The organism is Hyphomonas atlantica corrig., from assembly GCF_017795365.1.
GTDB classification, from domain to species: domain Bacteria; phylum Pseudomonadota; class Alphaproteobacteria; order Caulobacterales; family Hyphomonadaceae; genus Hyphomonas; species Hyphomonas atlantica.
Window position 1 is genome coordinate 2,069,421 of record NZ_CP051254.1, and the last position, 18,294, is coordinate 2,087,714.

Consider the following 18,294-nt stretch of genomic DNA (forward strand, 5'->3'; position numbering starts at 1 on the left):
TTGCAGCTGATGGCTGCGATATTGTCCATTTACCGGGAAATATACGCAAGTTAGGGTCGCGTCAAAATCAAAGGGAGTTCCACATGCGCGACGTGCATCACTTTATTGGCGGCAAAACCGTCACGGGCACATCCGGTAGGTTCGGCGACATTTACAATCCGAATACAGGCGAGGTGCAGGCGCGCGTCGCCCTCGCCACCGAAGCCGAACTCGCCGCCGCTGTGGCAAACGCGTCAGAGGCGTTTCCGGCCTGGGCCGCCACCAACCCCCAGCGCCGTGCGCGGGTCATGTTCGAATTCAAGCGCCTGCTGGAAGCGAACATGGACGAGCTGGCTGAGCTACTCTCTTCGGAGCATGGCAAGGTCGTAGCGGATTCACGCGGCGACGTGCAGCGCGGCATCGACGTGGTCGAGTTCGCCTGCGGCATTCCACATCTGCAGAAGGGTGAATACACAGAGGGCGCAGGGCCCGGCATTGATGTCTATTCCATGCGTCAGCCACTGGGTGTTGTCGCTGGCATCACGCCGTTCAACTTTCCCGCCATGATCCCGTGCTGGATGGCGGCCGTGGCGATCGCCTGCGGTAACACCTTCATCCTGAAGCCATCGGAGAAAGACCCGTCGGTGCCGATGCGCCTCGCCGAGCTGCTGCTGGAAGCCGGCGCGCCCGAAGGCGTGCTGAACGTGGTGAACGGTGACAAGGTGGCCGTCGATGCCATCCTGAAGCATCCGGAAATCAAGGCCGTCAGTTTCGTCGGATCGTCCGACATCGCACAATATGTTTACGCTACCGGCACGGCGCACGGCAAACGCGTGCAGGCGATGGGCGGCGCGAAGAACCACGGCATCATCATGCCGGACGCGAACATGGAACAGGCCGTGAAAGACATCGTCGGCGCGGCCTATGGTTCGGCGGGCGAACGCTGCATGGCGCTTCCCGTTGCCGTGACCGTCGGCAAGAAGACGGGCGACGAATTCGTCGAGCGCATGCTGGATGCGGCGCGCGACCTGAAGGTCGGCGTCTCGACGGACCCTGACGCGCATTACGGCCCGGTCGTCTCCGCTGCGCACAAGGCGAAGGTGGAAAGCTACATCCAGATGGGGGTGGACGAGGGCGCAGACCTCAAGCTGGACGGCCGCGGTCTCACCATGCAGGGCGCCGAGGGCGGATACTTCATCGGGCCGAACCTGTTCGACAATGTGAAGCCGCACATGCAGTCCTACAAGGAAGAGATCTTCGGGCCGGTGCTGCAGGTGGTCCGCGCGGAGTCTCTGGAAGAAGCCGCGGCGCTTCCCTCCAATCACCAGTATGGCAATGGCTGCGCGATCTTCACCTCGAACGGCCACGCGGCGCGTGAGTTTGCGGCGCAGGTGAATGTCGGCATGGTCGGCGTGAACGTGCCGATCCCGGTGCCGGTCTCCTATCACACGTTCGGTGGCTGGAAGCGCTCGGCCTTCGGCGATACGAACCAGCACGGCCCGGAAGGTGTGCGGTTCTGGACGAAGATCAAAACAATTACCCAAAGATGGCCCGAAGGTGATATCGGCGATCAGGCCTTTATCATTCCAACAATGGGGTAAGCGAGATGAGCACTTACAACACAATCACTTTCGAACATTCCGACCGCGTCGCGCTTGTCACGATCAACCGGCCGGAGAGCCTGAATGCGCTGAACCAGGAAGTCATGGCGGAGGTCGCAGACGTGTTCGCCCGCATCGACAGGGACAAGGATATCGCCGTCAGCGTGCTGACCGGCGAGGGCCGGGCCTTCGCCGCCGGGGCCGACATCAAGGAGATGCAGCCGCAGAGCTTTTCCGACATGTATGTCGACGATTTCTTCGGCCTGTGGGACCGGTTCGCGGCCTGCCGCAAGCCGGTGATTGCCGCAGTGAACGGCTTCGCCCTCGGCGGCGGCTGTGAACTCGCCATGATGTGCGACATGATCATCGCGTCCGACAAGGCAAAGTTCGGCCAGCCGGAAATCAAGCTGGGCGTGACGCCGGGCATGGGTGGCTCCATCCGCCTGACCAAAGCTGTCGGCAAGGCGAAGGCCATGGACATGGTGCTGACTGGCCGCATGATCGACGCGGCAGAGGCCGACAGGATTGGCCTCGTCTCCCGCGTTGTCGAGCATGATGCGCTGATGGATACGGCGATGGGCGCTGCGAAGGAAATCGCGGGCTTTTCCATTCCGTCGATCATGGCGGCCAAGGAGATGGTCGGACGCGCACTGGAAGTCTCCACCGCTGAGGGCGTGAAGTTCGAACGCCGCCTGTTCCAGGGCCTGTTCGGCACCGCCGACCAGAAGGAAGGCATGAGCGCCTTCGTCGAAAAGCGCGCGGCTGATTTCAAGGACAAATGACGTCAGAGGAACTCATCCTGAGCGAAGTCGAAGGGTGGGTTCCGGTTCGTGTGGCGGATTCGGACGAGCCCGCGCACATGCTTCGACTTCGCTCAGCATGAGCGCTCCTGAGAAGCGCGACGGGAGGAAACTATGACGAAGATCGCATTCATTGGCCTGGGGAATATGGGCTCGGGCATGTGCGCCAATTTGTGCAAGGCGGGGCATGAGGTTCGCGCCTTCGACCTGAATGCGGACGCTGTGAAGGTCGCGGAATCCAATGGCGCACAGGCAGCGGCGACGATCGCAGAGGCCGTGAGCGACGCCGACGTGATCGTATCCATGTTACCCGCGGGCAAGCATGTCCTGTCGGTCTATTTCGGAGAGGATGGCGTCGCTGCGCATGCCACTCCGGGCGCGCTGTTCCTCGACTGCTCCACCATTGCGGTGGAAGACGCGCGCGAAGCCGCGTCAAAGGCTGAAGCAGCAGGTTTCCTGATGGCGGACGCGCCCGTGTCAGGCGGCACGGCGGCGGCAGATGCCGGCACATTGACCTTCATGGTCGGCGGTCCGGTCGAGGCCTTCGCGAAGGCAAAGCCGATCCTGGATGCAATGGGCAAGAACATCTTCCATGCAGGCGCCAGCGGGAATGGGCAGGTCGCGAAGATCGCCAACAACATGCTGTTGGGCATTTCCATGATCGGCACGTGCGAGGCATTCAATCTGGCGGAAAAACTGGGCCTCGACGCGCAGACTTTTTATGACATTTCCTCCACCGCCTCCGGCCAGTGCTGGAGCATGACGAGCTATTGCCCTGCGCCGGGGCCTGTGCCGACCGCTCCGTCAAACCGCGACTACCAGCCCGGCTTCGCGGTTGCGATGATGCTCAAGGATCTGCACTTGGCAGCTGGCGCAGCGAAGACGGCAGGGGCACAGGTAACGCTGGGCGAGATGGCCGAGAAGATCTATGCTGACCTGGACGCCCGCGGGCATGGCGGGCTCGACTTTTCCGGCGTGATGAAAGACCTGAAGCGGGAACTAGGCTGAGCCGAGTGATCCGATGAAATCGCGGATCGCATCCAGTGAGTGCGGTTCATCCAGAAACGGCGTGTGGCCACGATTGGGAACGGTCAACAGCGTGCTGTTCTTGTGGCGACGAAGCATCCGGTTCGCGGTTTTCTTTGCCAGAATGTCAGACCACTCGCCCCGGATGATCAGCAGCGGGATGGATTTCATCGCGGCGAACACGCGCCACATGGCGAAATTCACGCGCCATCCGGGCGTTGTGCTGCCCATCCCTTTCACAATCACCGGGTCATAGTCGAATACGATCTTGCCATCGGCCTGCTCAACGCAGGTTCGTCTGGCAAATACCATCCAGTCATCGGCTCCATAATCCGGATAGACGCCTGCCTGCGTCTTTCCAATCGCCGCTGCGGCGTCCCCCCAGCTGTCGAAAATCTCATTGCCTCCGGCATAGCCCGCGATGCGCTTCAGGCCAGCCGGGTTCACTTCCGGGCCGACATCATTCATCACAATACCGCGTATCTTTTCCGGAAACGCCTTGGCCATCAGCATGGCCATCAGTCCGCCCATCGACGTACCGATCAGGATCACCTTGTCCAGATTCAGGTGCGCCATCAGCGTGGCCATGTCCTGTGCGTAAAAGGGCGGTTGGTACGTGGTGCCGTTCGGGTCGCGGTCTGATTTCCCGCGCCCGCGCACGTCCACCGAAATGAAGCGTGCTTCCAGGCCGAGCCCCTCGATCATGGGCTCGAAATCCTTGTGGTTCCGCGTCAGCCCGTGCATGCACAGGATGACGGTGTCGCTGTCGATCGGGCCGTAGTCAGCGGCATACAGGGTCAGCCCGTCATGCGACGTGTAGAAGAGGTCGCGTTTGGTCAGGGTTGTGTTTGCCGGGAGGGACGCTGCTTCGCTCATACGATCTCCGCAGCACGTTTGGCGTCGCGTGCGTATGTGCGACCCGCCAGAGCGAGGAACACGACGCTCAGCGCGTTTAGGCCAAGCATGAGTTCAAGCGCCGACTTCAGTGGAGCCTCATTGCCCTGAGCCGCAAAATACTCGCTCAGGTACCCGACGATGCTGGGGCCTCCGCCGATGCCGATCAGGGTGAGGCAGAACAGCATGAATGCCGAAGCGAACGCCCGCATGCGAAGCCCGACCAGTTCCTGTGAGGCCGTATAGGCAATGCTGGCATAGATCAGGCCAATGAATGCCGGCACCACGTTCCAGGCGTATGCCATATTGATCGTGTCAGCCTGCAGGAACATCCACGCGAACGGCAGGGCGATGGCTGCACATACGGCGATCATCCACGGACGCCATGCCAGGTTGCGCGCGGACAGCCGGTCACAAACGCGGCCCAGGAGGATCGCGCCCACGCTGCCAACTCCGCCAATCAATAGACCGAGAGGGATCGCAATGTCGCTTGGGCCAACATCATAGGTCCGCTGCAGATGGCTTGGCGTCCAGGCGAGGAAGGCATTGGCGGAGATACAGATGAGGCAGCAGCCAGCCAGCATCAGCAGGAAAGAGGTTTGTCCCCCAATGAATTTGAGAGTCTCGCCGAGGGTGGAGGCCTCGCCGTCATCGCTGCGTTGCTCGATGGCGCCGCGCTTTGGTTCGCGGATCGTGAAGCGGACAATGGCGGCCAGTATCAGGCCAGGAATACCCGCGACGAGGAATGCGGTGCGCCAGCCAAAATACTTGTAGACATACCCGCCGATGACAAATCCGGCCAATACGCCAAGCCCGATGCCGGCCGTGTAGATACCAAGCGCGAAGGCTCTTTCTTTTGGCGCATACAGGTCTGAGATGATCGATGTTGCGGGAGGTGTTCCGCCTGCTTCTCCGACGCCGACACCGACGCGCGCGAGCAGAAGCTGCCAATAGGTTTGGGCAAAGCCGGAGAGCGCAGTCATGCCCGACCAGAGCGCCAGCGAGATGGCCAGAATGTTCCGGCGGTTGCCCCGGTCCGCCCACATGGCGATCGGGATTCCAAAGGTTGCGTAGAATGCGGCGAAGACAAAGCCGGTCAGCAAGCCGATCTGGCCGTCCGAAATCTGGAGTTCCGCCTTGATCGGCTCGATCAGGATCAACAGGATCTGACGATCAATATGATTGAAAGTGTAGACCAGCGTCAGCAGCGCCAGGACATAGGCACGCGAGTTGTTCCGGGAGGTCTGGGAGGGGGCAGCCGCAGTCTGTGTCATGAGCATCCTTCAGGGCGCGGCGATCCGCACGCAACAATATGCAAGGTCCTGGGAGGGACGGGTCGGCAATCCGATGTGTTCAGATTGCCGACCCGCTCAGCTGATTAGAAATCAACCGAGATTGAGGCAGTCAGCGTGCGTGGCGGGCCGTAGAAGGCGGAGTACGCACTGTCGAAACCAAGCTGGCTTGGCGTAACGAAGTTATAGCCTGCGACGCGATACTCTTCGTCGGTCAGGTTGCGTCCGTGAATGCCAAAGCGCAGGCGTTCAGAGGGAGACGTCCAGACGAAGCTGAGATCCAGCAGCGTGTAGGCATCGGGGTCGAGCGCTGGGCCGCCATTCGGGAACAGCACGTTCGTACCCGGCGCAAAACCTTCATTGTCGATGTTGAAGAGATTGTATTCGTCTCGATAGGAGGCCGAACCGGTGATGGAAATTGCCCCGAACTCCGGTCCGAAATCGCGCATATAGTTCAGGGACAATTGGCCCTGCAGTTCCGGCGTATTCTGCGTCACGAACTGGTCGGCGATGTTGGTTCCGGCGGAGATGATCTCCTGAATCTCTGCGTCAATGTAGCCGAGATTGCCCATCAGCGTGAACTCGTCATTGATGAACCAGCTGCCTTCGATCTCGAGGCCGGTGTATTCAGATGAACCGGCATTGAAGACGGAAGACACGAATGTGTCGTTCACGCCGTCATTGTCAGAGTCTGCGCCGCTTTGCACAGTGATCTGCTGGTCGGTGTATTCGGCAAAGAAGACGGCGGTGTTCAGCTGCAGGCGGTCATCAAAGAAGCTGCCCTTCACACCGATTTCATAGCTGTCGACCTTTTCAGGACCGAAGCCTTCTTCCGACAGGCCGAGCGGATCGAGGTCTGCCCGGGCGCGGGGGTCAAAGCCGCCGGCCTTGAAGCCCTGCGCGAAGGTTGCGTAGATATTCAAGTCGTCGGTAGGCTGATAGGATACCGAAATCCGCGGGGTGAATTCCTCATCTTCCCGGTTCAGGCCAGTATAGCCGGTCTGGGTCGCAAGGAAGATGGATGTGGAATTGGTCGGATCAAAAGAGGCCGATCCAAGACCGAGCCAAAGCTCGCGAGTTACGTCTGCCGTTGTTTCGTCTTTCGTAAAGCGGCCGCCGAGGGAAACACTCCACTGGTCGGTCAGATCGTAGGTGAAATCACCGTACAGGGAGAAGTTCTCCTTGTCCTGCACACCGGCCTGGTAGACTGTCACGCCAAGGGCGCTGAGCAGCAGGTCGAATGCGCCATCTGCCGTACCGTCCAGATAGTAGACACCGGCGACACCCGAGAGACGGTCGCCATTGTAAAGCAACTGGAATTCCTGGCTGAACTGTTCGTCGCTGTAGAAGGCGGGGACGTCAAAATCCGGGTTTGGCAGGGCGTCGAAGTCAATCGGTGTGACGGTCGAGCCTTCGCGGAACGCCGTGATGGATTTCAGCGTGAATTCATTGTTCACGTCCCACTGGCCAGTCAGAGAGAAGCCCTCGGTTTCCACCGAGTTGTCATCGCCGATCCCTGCGCGCGTATCATAGACATTGTCTGTGACTGGCAGGGTGCCATCTCCACTCGGGATCAGGCGGTGGCCGTGTTTGGCGTTGGAATCGTCTTCTGACTTGTCATAGGCGAGCCGGAAGAACAGGGAGTCTGTCGGGGCCCATTCCGCGCTCAGGCGATAGGCCAATACGTCCTTGTCGTAATGATCGGCGCCGGTGAAGAGGTTCTCGCCATAACCGTCGCGCTGATAGCTTGCGACCGCGCCGCCGACTGTGAACGTATCGCTGAGCGGGACGGAGCCGGAGAGGATGGCGTCCATCTGGCCATAGGAACCGAAATTGACCTTGGCTTTCAGGTCCGGCTCATCTTCCATTTTTGCGGTGACGTATTTGATTGCGCCGCCAATGGTGTTGCGACCATACAATGTGCCCTGAGGGCCACGCAGGACTTCGATCCGTTCAATGTCGAAAATGTCGAGGATCGCGCCTTGTGGACGAGCGATATAGACATCGTCCACGTAGAGGCCAACGCCTGGCTCAAAGCCCCAGAGCGGATCTTGCTGACCAACACCGCGAATGAAGGCGATCAGTGTGGAGTTCGAGCCCCGGGCAACTTCGATCGTGGCGTTCGGCGTCGAGCGCTGGATGGAGGTGATGTCGACCGCGCCGGTGGCTTCCAGCTGTTCACCGCTGAAAGCAGAGACGGAAAGCGGAACGTCGATCAGGTCTTCCTCGCGGCGTTGCGCGGTGACGGTGACGCGGCCAAGGGTGCGGGCCTCTTCAGCCGTGTCTTCTTCAGCGTCCTGCGCATGCGCAGCGTATTGGCCTGCGGTCAGCGCGAGCGCCGAAACGAGACCGAATCTCAGCGTAGTGAATTTGTGATGTCCCAATTTTTCCTCCCAAGGGCATTCTTCTATTTGACGGGAGTTTTCCAGAAACCGCACATGACGGCGATGACATATGGGTTCAGCGCGAGTGAACATATTCGCTCGCGCAAATCAGGCTTGAGCGGTTTCGACGCCAGACTTTGCATAGGCTGCGGGTGACACGCCGCGCATTTTCTTGAAGGCGCGATTGAAGGCCCGCACGTCAGAATAGCCGAGGGAATCGGAAACCTGACTGACGCTGATACCCTGGCTGAGCATCAGGCCGGCCCGTTCGGCGCGGCTCTCCTGAAGAATATCTCGGAAGCTGGTGCCTTCTTCGCTCAGGCGCCGGCGCAGGGTGGCGACGCTCACGTCGAGACGCTGGGCCACAGCAGCTTGGGTTTCATATCCATCCGAAATCAGATCAGAGGTCCGTACGGCGAAGGCCCGCACATCGGCGGATGGGGCGAGGCCGTCGAGATGTCGGATGACGCGCGCAAAAATGCCATCAGCGGTCAGGTCCACTTCCGGGGCGGGCGTGATGGGCTCGCAGGCAATGTCGATGTCGTAGATCAGCTCGTAGGCCGCATGGCCGTAGCCGATGGGGACTTGCCAGAAACCCAACTGGCCATTCCCGTCATCGTGCCGGTTTCGCAGCAGGCTCACGCGTTGCAGGCCGCGACCGGCTGCGCCGCCGGTCAGGCTGTCGAGCAGGGCGTGAGTCTTGATGAGCAGCGCGTCGCCCACGAAATGTGTCAGCGCGCGATCATCCCGAAAGCGATAGGGGAAGGTGGAATCATCAACGACCAGCGTCAGGGTGCGGTCGGTCTGGCGCACATAATTGTAGCGCCCGCCATGCATCATGTTGAAATGCGATGCGAGGCTGCGAATGGCATCCTGCAAAGTGGCGGCGGCCTGTATCTGTGTGACCACGAATGTGCCGGTCTGGTAGAGCAGCTTTCGCTCTGACAGCTGTGCGGTCAGGTCATCAAAGGATCGGGCGATTTCGCGCTGGATGCGGTAATAGTCGACGAGGTCAATCCGCGTACCCGGCGCATCACGGCGCTTGCCTGGGTCGATGCCCAGTCGGTGCAGCAAACCGTCCACATCCACGCCGGACGTGCCCGCCCATGAAAGGATCGGTTCGATCTGCTGGAGTTCAAAACTGGCCCGGGCCGTTGTGGTCGACATGGAGCGCTTATAGCAGGTTTCGGTATCGAAAACGTATCCTGATTCCAGAGGAAGTTTCCGATTATGTCCTTCCCGCAACAGGTCTAGCGATAATAGGCGCAGAGCGTGTTGACGAGTTCGCGGCCGATACCGCCGGCGCAGCGATAGTAGATGGTCTGCGCATCGCGGCGGCTTTCCACCAGATTCGCCGCACGCAGCTTTGCCAGGTGCTGAGAAACGGCAGAGTGCGACTGGCCAGTCATTTCAGCCAGTTGGTGAACCGGTCGTTCGCCTTCATTCAGGGCGCACATGATCTTCAGCCGCGTATCGCTCGACATGGCCTTCATCACCTCTGACGCCTCATGGATGCGCTCTGACATCAGGTCAAAGGCGTCCTTGGTCTGGGGTTTTGCGTGTGCAGCCATTTATTTTCAATCTCGCTTCAGATTTCAGAACCAATTCTGTCCAATATGCGTATATATGCATCAACAAAGTGCAAAACAGAGGCCGATCAGCAGTTGACCGGTCTCTGAAAGCTGAAACTGCCGGTATTACGGGGCTTTTGCTGAGCTTCAAATCTTGCCGGAATCTGTGCAAGGCTTTATGCGCCCCCTATATGCGTTTCGGCGGCGCAACGGACCGCCCTGATTTGGAGACTGCATGTCGAAGGAAGAACTGATTGAATTCGAAGGCACAGTTGTGGAACTGCTGCCGAACGCGACGTTCCGCGTGAAACTCGAGAACGACCACGAGATCATTGCCCACACGGCTGGCAAGATGCGCAAGAACCGCATCCGCGTGCTGACGGGTGACAAGGTGATGGTCGAGATGACCCCATATGACCTGACCAAGGGTCGTATCACCTACCGCTTCAAATAAGAGATATGGCGTCCTCAGGGCCTGTTCCCCTGATCCTCGCCAGTGCGAGTCCCCGGCGGCGAGACCTGCTCGCCCAGATCGGGATAGTGCCGGACGCGATCTGCCCCACTGATATCGACGAAACCCGTCGCAAGGACGAGTCTCCCCGCGCGCTGGCCGAACGGCTGGCGCGAGAGAAGGCTGAGGCTTGCCCGGAAGCAGGCTTTGTATTGGCCGCGGACACCGTGGTTTCGCTGGGCCAGAGGAACCTTGAAAAAGCGGCCGACGCCGAAGAGGCCGAAGCCTTCCTGCGGCTGCTGTCGGGCCGGGCGCATCAGTGCATTACCGGCGTAGCCGTGAAAGCGCCGGATGGCCGGGTGAACAGCCGCACCGTGATGGCCCGTGTGAAGGTGAAGCGGCTGACTGATCAGGAGATTGCCGCCTACATCGCCAGCGAGGAATGGCGCGGCAAGGCAGGCGGCTATGGCATTCAGGGCATGGCCGGAGCCTTCATCACCCATATCAGCGGCAGCTATACCACCATTGTCGGCCTGCCGCTGTATGAGACCAAATCCCTGCTCGAAGGCATGGGGTGGCGACCGGCCTGAGACCCGCGCCTGTTAGGCCCGTTCCCAGCTGGTGATGGCCAGCAGGCTCAGCGCCACAACCCCGCCCACCATCAGCCAAATCGGGTCCGCACTGGTCACGAGGCTCGCGTCCTGGCGTGCATCGGTCACGGTTCGGGTGACGATCTGGTCCAGTCCCGTCCAGTTGGCCAGCAGGCCCGGCAATTGCATGGCGGCAACCCCTGCGCCCGCAATGCCGACTGCACCCAGCAGAAGGCGGCGGAACAGGGATCTACGTCGGATGCCGGTCATGACCTCATCCACAAAGGGGGCGGGATCCATCTTGCGGTCTTCTGCCGCGAAGAGATCGGTCAGGTCTGAATAAGTTTCCTGGTCTCGCATCAGATTACTCCATCACGCCACATGGCTGCTTTCAAGGTGTTTGCGAAGCGCCGCCACGCCGCGCGTCACATGGGATTTTATGGTGCCAAGCGGCCAGCCGGTCGCTTCGGCTGCTTCGCGGTGGGACAGGCCCGAGGCCACACACAGCACCACGCAAACCCTCTGGGCCTCTGACAGTTTCTCCAGAGCCCGGTTGAGATCCATCTGGTCTCCGACCTCATCGGATTGCGTGCGTTCAAACGGGATGATCTCGGCCGTTTCGTCAAACTCGATCTCGATCTTCTGCTTGCGGCGGGCTTGCAGGTATTCCCGCCAGCAGATCGTGCAGACCCAGGCAGAAAAGGTGCCGCCCGCGTATGAGCCGATTTTCTGCCAGGCCTTCAGGAAGGTCGCCTGTGCAATGTCGTCTCCGTCGCTAACCGAGCCGGTCAGGCGGCGGGCCATGCCGCGCACGCGAGCCTGATGGCGCCGCACGAGTTCGGCAAAGTCTGCCTCATGCCCTCGCGCAGCACTTGCGGCCAGGTCCGGATCGCTGCGCATGTCGCGCCCTCCCTCGGCAACCAGTCTCAGCTCAGCCCCTTTGCTCACGGCGACCCGCTGCCCAGAGGCCAAGATAGGCCAGACCGATGAAGACAGGGAAGGACGCAACGCCGATCATCGGCTTGACGGCTTCACCTTCTTCCATGCCGACCATGAGGCCCAGGAAGCCGAAGGCGATGCCGACAGCCATGAACAGCACGCCGCGGCGCAGGTCCGCGCGGACGGGATCGGTAATCAGGGCGAGTTTCTCCATCGCCTCTCCGGTCAGGTCCTGGCCCTTGTCGACGGCATGGCGCACAGTTTCGTGCAGGGTCAGGCGCTTCTTGAAATTGTAGTGACTGACCAGCCAGACGATGCCGGCAATCGATCCGAAAAACGCGATAGGGACGATGATGTCTTCACTCATTAGAGGGCTCCTTCAAGCAAAATGTGGCGGCGGATTTCTGCGCCTTTGCTGAGTAGATGCAGGCAGGATCGTGTTTGGATGCAGGGGGCAGACATTTTTCTTTCTGCCGCCTCCGCTTGCCCCAGGCAGGCCCGGCGGCTAATCGCGGGGCAATGGTAAAGCTGAGATCCAAGAAGAATCGCAAACCGCATGTCGCGCCGGACCTGTCGACGCCGCAGGGGCGCGCCCGTGCCCGGCGTGAACTTGTCTGGGGCGATCACGGATTCCTGCGCAAGATGTTCTCGAACCTGCACCAGATCTCTCCGGAGATGTGGCGTGCAAACCAGCCATCGCCGAAGAAGGTGGTTGAATATGCCGAAACGCTGGGCATTCGCACGATCCTGAATCTTCGCGGCACCAGCACCAAGGGCTATTACCTTCTGGAGAAGGAAGCCTGCGAAAAAGCGGGAATCACGCTGGTCGATTTTCAGGTCTTCTCCCGCGACACGCCAACGAAGGAAGCCTTGTTCGCGGCGAAGGAATTGTTCGACACAATCGAGTATCCGGCACTGATGCATTGCAAATCCGGCGCAGATCGCGCGGGACTGATGTCTGTTCTCTACAAATTGCTGCGTGAACAAGTGCCTTATGAAGAGGCAATCGAGCAATTGTCGCTGAAATACCTGCATGTGAAACACGGCAAGACCGGCATGCTGGATGCCTTTTTCCAGACCTATGCCGACTATAATGCAGGCCGCGATCCGGCGGATTGGAAACCCTTCCTGGACTGGGTGGAAGAGGATTATGACCGGTTGCAGGTGAAGGAGGATTTCCTGCGCGAGTTCGGCAAGGGCGTTCAGGTCGACAAGATCCTGCGACGGGAATAGGCGCTTTCCTGTTGGTTAATTTCATGCTTGGCTGGGCATTGAAGTTTCCGGAGCTGCCAGAATGCGCGTCCTGACCCTGTCCTGCCTATGCTTGGCGATGCTGGCTGCCTGCAGCCAGAAATCGGACCGCGAGCTGCTCACCGAAGCCTGTATTGCCGATGGCGAAGCGCCAGAAACCTGCGCCTGCATCAGTGGCGTCATGGAAGAGAAGCTGAGCCCGGACCTTTACCGTCGCACGGCTGCTGCCATAGGGCGCGAGCGCCGGGATGTGGGCGATTTCGTGGAATCACTGTCGATGAGCGAACAGCTCGAATTCGCTGGTACGCTTTCGGCCATGATCAGTTGTGAATTGTCAGGGCAGGAGGGGGAATGAACCCGGCCTGTCGCAAAACAGTTTCCCGCCAGTCATGGGATATTCGTTTGTCACGTGTAATCGGGTGACGCGCGGAAGCAATCCGCATAGAAATAGCTTGGAGTTAAGGAAGGGGATCTCATGAAGTTCTTTATCATCAACAGCTTCCGCACGATGGTTTACGTCGCCTATATCGCGATCATTGTCGCGGGCATCGCGCTGGGACTGTACAATCGCGGGGAGTTCACGGGCGAATTGCTCGGCCTGACCGGTACGCTGGCTCAGGTGGCAGACTTTGCTGTCTTCACCGTCGGGGGATGGATTGCTGCCAGCCTCGTGTGCGGCTTGATCGTGACGCTGCTGGACATCCGGGACGACATCAACGACCGCCTGCCAGACGCCCGTCGCGACGACTGATCGGGGCCGGTGAACCGCCAGGAATATTCAAGGGCCATCGAATCATTCGATGGCCCTTTTCAATAGGGAGGAAATAAACATGACATCACTCGAAGTGGCCGCCATCTACGTGGCCGTAAACATGCTGCTGCTGATCTACCTCGCGCTCCGCGTGGTTTCCGTGCGCCAGTCCGCGCGAGTCTCCGTCGGGACCGGTGGCAATGAGACCCTGGAACTGCGCACGCGGGTCCACGGCAATGCGACGGAATACATTCCGGCCATGCTGGTTGGCCTCGTCGTGGCTGCGCTGATGGGACTGCCAGCCTGGGCCATTCATGTTGGCGGCGGACTGTTCACGCTGGGCCGGGTGATGCACATGATCGGTATGGGCGGAAACATCCTGCCGCTGCGTGCGGGGGGCATCCTGCTCAGCTGGATTACCATGATCCTCGTTGCCGGGGCGCTGCTGTTCCACGCTTTCGCCTGAACTGAGCAGTTGCGCGAAACCTGCGCAAAGTCCATCTAGCCGGAATGGCTGATTTTACGACACCGCCGGCCGATTTGCTCGCCGGACTACTGGACCATTGCCGCAAGGAAGGTGCAGACGCCGCAGACGCCCGCATAGGCGTGACTGAAGGCGTCAGCGTCTCCGTGCGGGATGGCGCACTGGAAAGCATCGAACGCGAAGAAGGCCGCTCGGTCGCGCTGCGCTGCCTGTATGGCAAACGTCAGGCGCATGTCTCCGGCGCAGACTTGTCCCCGGAAGGGCTGAAGGCGCTGGCCGAGCGCTGTGTGGCGATGGCGAAGGCTGTGCCGGAAGACAAGTATTGCGGCCTGCCGGATGCGAGCATTCTGGCCACTGGCGATCTGGACATGGATTTGACCGGCGAGCCGGAAATCCCCGCCGAGACGCTGGAGGCGGAAGCGCTGGCCGCTGAGGCGGCGGCGCTGGGCATTTCCGGCATCAAGACCGTGGCCGGGTGCGGCGCGTCCTGGAACCGCTCGACCCGCTGGGTTGCGGCGAGCAATGGCTTCTCCGCCTTCAAGACCGGCACATCTACCAGCCTTGGCCTGGCGGCTGTGGCGGAACGCGATGGCCAGATGGAGCGGGACTATGACAGCTGGTCTGTTCGTTTCACCAAGGACCGCCCGACCGCTGCAGAGATCGGAATCACGGCGGGTGAGCGCACCATTTCCCGCCTCGGCTCACGCAAGCTGAAGACCCAGAAAGCGGCCGTCCTGTACGATCGCCGGGTGTCGGCGGGCTTGCTCGGCGCGTTCCTCAGCGCAATCTCCGGCCCGTCCGTGGCGCGGGGCGTCAGCTTCCTGAAGGACCGGATGGGCGAGCAGGTGTTTGCCGATGGTATACACATCATCGACGATCCATTCCGCCCGATGGGCATGGGATCGCGCAGCCATGATGGTGAGGGCCTGCCGGTGCGGGAGACGCATCTGATCGACAATGGCCGCCTGACGACCTGGCTGCTGAACGGACCGTCTGCCCGCCAGCTGGGGCTGGAGCCGAATGGCTTCTCCGCGCTGGGCTTTGGCGACCCACCGGGCGTAACGACATCGAATTTGTACCTGAAGGCCGGCGACAAGACGCCGGGCGAACTGGTCAAGGCCGTCGGCAAGGGCCTGCTGGTCACTGACATGTTCGGCCCGTCGATCAACCCGAACACGGGCGATTATTCTGTCGGCGTGTCGGGTTTCTGGTTCGAGGATGGCGAGATTGCCTATCCGGTGTCGGAAGTGACGATTGCGGGCGATCTGCCCTCCATGTTTGCCCGCCTGATCCCGGCCTCTGACCTGGAATTCCGGGGCACACGGGATGCGCCAAGCATCATGATCGAGGATATGAGCCTTGCGGGCAGCTGACCGCACCCTGTTTGAAGACATGAAAATCCTGCGCGAACTGGCGCAGGAAGCTGGCAAGCTCGCCCAGTCCTTCATGCAGGGGGACAATCAGGCCGAGACCTGGCAAAAGACGGGAGGCAGCCCGGTCACTGAAGCCGACATGGCGGTGAACCAGCTGTGCGCAGACCGGCTGACGCAGTTCCGCCCGGAATATGGATGGCTGTCGGAAGAGACGCTCGACAATCCGGACGCTCGGCGCCGGGACCGTTGCTGGGTGGTCGACCCGATTGATGGTACGCGCGCCTATATTCGCGGCGACCCGTATTGGTGCATCGGCCTGGCCATTGTCGAGGAAGGCGAAGCGGTGGGCGGCGTGCTCTACGCGCCTGAGCTGGACGAGTTCTATGAGGCCCATCGCGGGCAGGGCGCGTTCCTGAACGGCGCGGCAATCCGGGTCAGCGAGTGCACCAGCGAAGAGGGCTGCCGCCTGATCGCCGCCGAGCAGATGCTGGAGCATCCCGGCTGGCCGGAGCCGTGGCCGCCGCTGACCATTGCCCGGCCCAAGCCGAACTCCACCCTGTTGCGTATGGCCTTCGTGGCGGCGGGAAAATGGGATGCCACGCTCGTCCTGGGCGAGAAGTCGGACTGGGACCTTGCCGCCGGGACTGTGCTCATCGAAGAGGCAGGCGGTGTCGCGACGACACATCGCGGTGAAAAACTCATATTCAACCGGGCAGTACCTGCACAACGTAGCGTCATTGCTTCTGGAAACGCCCTGCATCCTCTGTTAGTGCGCAGGTCAGAATTTGTGACTATACCTGACCCACAGGAAAGGGCGCCCAAACCCGCGCCTGCAGAGACTACGGAGCCAGTCAAAATGGGCGATACGAACGTTCAGACCAAACAGCTTCTTCACATCGTGTTCGGCGGCGAGCTGAAGGATGTGACCGAAGTGGAATTCGAAGACCTGTCCAAGGTCGACTTTGTCGGTGCTTTCCCGAACTACAAGGCCGCCTACGACGCGTGGAAGAATGCCGCGCAGCGCACGGTCGACAGTGCCGAGACCCGCTACTTCATCCTCCATGCCCACAAGCTGCTGGACCCGGAGACGGGGGATCATCATCACGTCTGAGGTGGTGACAGCTGAGGCCCCCAAACAGACGGGGAGCCTGAGGCGCCTGTTTGCAGCCTATTTCCGACCGCACCTCGGCTGGTTTGCGGTCGGTACGCTCATGGCCCTGCTGACCTCGCTCAGCGCCATGGGCTATTCGCTTGTGCTGAAAGAGCTGGGCGACCGGCTTCAGGCCACCTTTGGAGACGAGGCCGCAGCGCCCATCGCTGGCCCGGACTGGATCTGGTGGATCGGCGGGGCCATCGTGGCCCTGTCCTGCGCGCGGGCGCTGACGCTCTACCTGATGACGGTGTTCAACAATACCGGTGTCCAGCGCGGGCTCGTGTCGGTGCAGTCCAGCCAGTTCGACTCTCTCACCGATGGGGACTATGCCCGCGTGGCGGCGGATGCCTCGGGTGATTTCGTCTCGCGCTTCATCAATGATGTGAATGCCATCCGCGATGCGGCACTGCGCTTTGCCAACAATTTCACCAAGAGCACGATCACTGTGATCGGGATGTTCGGGGTGATGATCGTGATCGACTGGCAGCTGACCCTGCTGCTGCTGGTGGCCTATCCCATCGCCTTCGGGCCTGTCATCGGGCTGGGCAACCGGATTCGCAAACGCTCCAAGCAGGCGCAGAAACAGGTGGGGCAGGTGACATCGCTCTTGTCTGAAGGTTTTCAGTCCGCCCGCGTGGTGAAGGCCTATGGCCTGGAACCTTACCAGAAATCCCGCGCGCGTCAGGGCTTCAAGGAGCGGTCGAAACTGTTCCTGAAAGTGCTGACCGACCGGGCCGCCGTGGACCCGATCCTGGAAGTTGCGGGCGGCGCGGCGCTGGCGGGCATATTGGGCTTTGCCGCCTGGCGCATGTCCGAAGGGGCAATGACGCTGGGCGATCTGCTGGGCTTCATCGCAGCGCTGGGCATTGTCTCTCCGGAATTGCGAGCGCTCGGCACGCTGAACGCCGTGGCACAGGAAGGTGGGGCCGCCGCAGATCGCGTGTTCGAGATTGTCGATGCGACAACCCACATTGCCGACGCGCCGGACGCCGAGCGGCTGACCCGGGCAAGTGGCCAGATCGAGTTCGACGCCGTCACCTTTGCCTATCCGGACGGGACGCGCGCCCTGAACGGGCTGTCCTTCAAGGCCGCACCGGGAGAGACCGTGGCGATTGTCGGCCCGTCCGGCGCGGGCAAGTCCACCGTCTTCAACCTGTTGATGCGCCTCTATGATGCCGAGACCGGCAGCGTGCGTGTCGATGGGCATGATGTGCGCCGCGTCATTGGCGATACGCTACGCGCCAATATCGGCCTCGTGGCGCAGGATTCTGCGCTGTTCGATGACACGATCCAGAACAATATCGCACTGGGCCGGCTGGGCGCGACCAATGCCGAGATCGAGGCAGCCGCCAAGGCGGCCAATGCGCATGAGTTCATCTCCGCCATGCCGGAGGGCTATCAGTCGCCAGCGGGCGAAATGGGCCGCAACCTCTCCGGTGGCCAGCGCCAGCGCGTGGCCCTCGCCAGGGCCATCCTGCGCGGCGCACCGATCCTGTTGCTGGATGAAGCGACCTCGGCGCTGGACGCTGAAAGCGAGGCCAAGGTTCAGGCGGCGCTGGCAGAGTTCTCGCGCGGGCGCACCACGCTGATCATTGCGCACCGCCTGTCCACAGTCCGGGCGGCAGACCGCATCATCGTGATGGAAGACGGCTGTGCGGTCGAGGAGGGCACGCACGACACGCTGATGGCCTCCAGCGGCGCGTACAAGCGCCTCGTGGAACTGCAGCTGAGCTGATCCGATACCCCACCCGCACG

At 61.0% G+C, this 18,294-nt stretch carries 20 protein-coding genes; 12 read left to right on the plus strand and 8 right to left on the minus strand.

Features of this window, described 5'->3' with window-relative positions:
- The first annotated feature begins 83 nt into the window (after window positions 1-83).
- The 3 genes from HF931_RS10100 to mmsB all read left to right on the plus strand — a co-directional run bounded on the left by HF931_RS10100 (window position 84) and on the right by mmsB (window position 3,388).
- Complete coding sequence (locus HF931_RS10100; protein WP_035554757.1) at window positions 84-1,580, plus strand: CoA-acylating methylmalonate-semialdehyde dehydrogenase; 1,497 nt, start codon at window positions 84-86, stop codon at window positions 1,578-1,580.
- 5 nt (window positions 1,581-1,585) lie between these two features.
- Window positions 1,586-2,362: an enoyl-CoA hydratase-related protein gene (locus HF931_RS10105; RefSeq protein WP_273239962.1), complete on the plus strand. Its 777-nt coding sequence runs from the start codon at window positions 1,586-1,588 to the stop codon at window positions 2,360-2,362.
- Window positions 2,363-2,494: 132 nt separating this feature from the next.
- Window positions 2,495-3,388 carry a 3-hydroxyisobutyrate dehydrogenase gene (mmsB, locus tag HF931_RS10110; RefSeq protein ID WP_273239964.1) on the plus strand — a complete coding sequence of 298 codons (894 nt, stop codon included), beginning with the start codon at window positions 2,495-2,497 and terminating at the stop codon, window positions 3,386-3,388.
- Here the strand turns inward: mmsB and HF931_RS10115 are convergent.
- From HF931_RS10115 to HF931_RS10135, 5 genes are all read right to left on the minus strand, one after another.
- Window positions 3,380-4,282: an alpha/beta fold hydrolase gene (locus HF931_RS10115; protein ID WP_273239966.1), complete on the minus strand. Its 903-nt coding sequence runs from the start codon at window positions 4,280-4,282 to the stop codon at window positions 3,380-3,382. The two genes, mmsB and HF931_RS10115, sit on opposite strands and share 9 nt — an antisense overlap.
- Window positions 4,279-5,574 carry a spinster family MFS transporter gene (locus HF931_RS10120; RefSeq protein ID WP_272981651.1) on the minus strand — a complete coding sequence of 432 codons (1,296 nt, stop codon included), beginning with the start codon at window positions 5,572-5,574 and terminating at the stop codon, window positions 4,279-4,281. The genes HF931_RS10115 and HF931_RS10120 overlap by 4 nt, the downstream gene beginning before the upstream one ends.
- Window positions 5,575-5,678: 104 nt before the next feature.
- Complete coding sequence (locus HF931_RS10125; protein WP_241764232.1) at window positions 5,679-7,976, minus strand: TonB-dependent receptor; 2,298 nt, start codon at window positions 7,974-7,976, stop codon at window positions 5,679-5,681.
- Between the two features lie 108 nt (window positions 7,977-8,084).
- Window positions 8,085-9,143 (minus strand): helix-turn-helix domain-containing protein, encoded by a 1,059-nt coding sequence (locus HF931_RS10130; protein ID WP_035554762.1) that lies wholly within the window; start codon window positions 9,141-9,143, stop codon window positions 8,085-8,087.
- 83 nt (window positions 9,144-9,226) lie between these two features.
- On the minus strand, window positions 9,227-9,547 hold the full coding sequence (locus HF931_RS10135) for an ArsR/SmtB family transcription factor (RefSeq protein WP_241764233.1): 321 nt from the start codon (window positions 9,545-9,547) through the stop codon (window positions 9,227-9,229).
- A gap of 235 nt (window positions 9,548-9,782) precedes the next feature.
- Between HF931_RS10135 and infA the strand changes: the two genes are divergently transcribed.
- Together infA and HF931_RS10145 are read left to right on the plus strand one after the other, a co-directional pair.
- The gene (infA, locus tag HF931_RS10140; protein ID WP_011646371.1) at window positions 9,783-10,001 is read left to right on the plus strand and encodes a translation initiation factor IF-1; all 219 of its coding nucleotides are present in this window, start codon (window positions 9,783-9,785) and stop codon (window positions 9,999-10,001) included.
- A gap of 5 nt (window positions 10,002-10,006) precedes the next feature.
- Complete coding sequence (locus HF931_RS10145; RefSeq protein WP_035554764.1) at window positions 10,007-10,588, plus strand: Maf family protein; 582 nt, start codon at window positions 10,007-10,009, stop codon at window positions 10,586-10,588.
- A gap of 12 nt (window positions 10,589-10,600) precedes the next feature.
- Here HF931_RS10145 and HF931_RS10150 read toward each other — a convergent pair whose 3' ends face one another.
- From HF931_RS10150 to HF931_RS10160, 3 genes are read right to left on the minus strand one after another with little or no spacing between them, the layout of a single operon-like run.
- The gene (locus HF931_RS10150) at window positions 10,601-10,948 is read right to left on the minus strand and encodes a hypothetical protein (protein ID WP_035554767.1); all 348 of its coding nucleotides are present in this window, start codon (window positions 10,946-10,948) and stop codon (window positions 10,601-10,603) included.
- Window positions 10,949-10,960: 12 nt separating this feature from the next.
- The gene (locus HF931_RS10155) at window positions 10,961-11,488 is read right to left on the minus strand and encodes an RNA polymerase sigma factor (RefSeq protein ID WP_035554770.1); all 528 of its coding nucleotides are present in this window, start codon (window positions 11,486-11,488) and stop codon (window positions 10,961-10,963) included.
- Window positions 11,489-11,519: 31 nt separating this feature from the next.
- Window positions 11,520-11,894 carry a DUF6249 domain-containing protein gene (locus HF931_RS10160; RefSeq protein ID WP_051602877.1) on the minus strand — a complete coding sequence of 125 codons (375 nt, stop codon included), beginning with the start codon at window positions 11,892-11,894 and terminating at the stop codon, window positions 11,520-11,522.
- A 152-nt stretch (window positions 11,895-12,046) separates the two neighbouring features.
- Between HF931_RS10160 and HF931_RS10165 the strand changes: the two genes are divergently transcribed.
- The 7 genes from HF931_RS10165 (at window position 12,047) to HF931_RS10195 (ending at window position 18,274) form a co-directional block, all read left to right on the plus strand.
- Entirely contained in the window at window positions 12,047-12,760 is a 714-nt protein-coding gene (locus HF931_RS10165; RefSeq protein WP_051602878.1) for a fused DSP-PTPase phosphatase/NAD kinase-like protein, read from the plus strand.
- A gap of 61 nt (window positions 12,761-12,821) precedes the next feature.
- Window positions 12,822-13,133 (plus strand): hypothetical protein, encoded by a 312-nt coding sequence (locus HF931_RS10170; protein WP_035554771.1) that lies wholly within the window; start codon window positions 12,822-12,824, stop codon window positions 13,131-13,133.
- A 120-nt stretch (window positions 13,134-13,253) separates the two neighbouring features.
- Window positions 13,254-13,529, plus strand: coding sequence for a hypothetical protein (locus HF931_RS10175; protein ID WP_035554773.1), 276 nt, complete (start codon window positions 13,254-13,256; stop codon window positions 13,527-13,529).
- Between the two features lie 79 nt (window positions 13,530-13,608).
- A complete protein-coding gene (locus tag HF931_RS10180; RefSeq protein ID WP_035554775.1) occupies window positions 13,609-13,995 on the plus strand; it encodes an MAPEG family protein in 387 nt (128 codons plus the stop codon).
- Between the two features lie 44 nt (window positions 13,996-14,039).
- The gene (locus tag HF931_RS10185; protein WP_035554776.1) at window positions 14,040-15,386 is read left to right on the plus strand and encodes a TldD/PmbA family protein; all 1,347 of its coding nucleotides are present in this window, start codon (window positions 14,040-14,042) and stop codon (window positions 15,384-15,386) included.
- A complete protein-coding gene (locus HF931_RS10190) occupies window positions 15,373-16,497 on the plus strand; it encodes an inositol monophosphatase family protein (RefSeq protein ID WP_241764234.1) in 1,125 nt (374 codons plus the stop codon). Before HF931_RS10185 ends, HF931_RS10190 begins: the two co-directional genes overlap by 14 nt.
- Complete coding sequence (locus HF931_RS10195; RefSeq protein WP_273239972.1) at window positions 16,448-18,274, plus strand: ABC transporter ATP-binding protein; 1,827 nt, start codon at window positions 16,448-16,450, stop codon at window positions 18,272-18,274. Before HF931_RS10190 ends, HF931_RS10195 begins: the two co-directional genes overlap by 50 nt.
- Window positions 18,275-18,294: the final 20 nt, after the last annotated feature.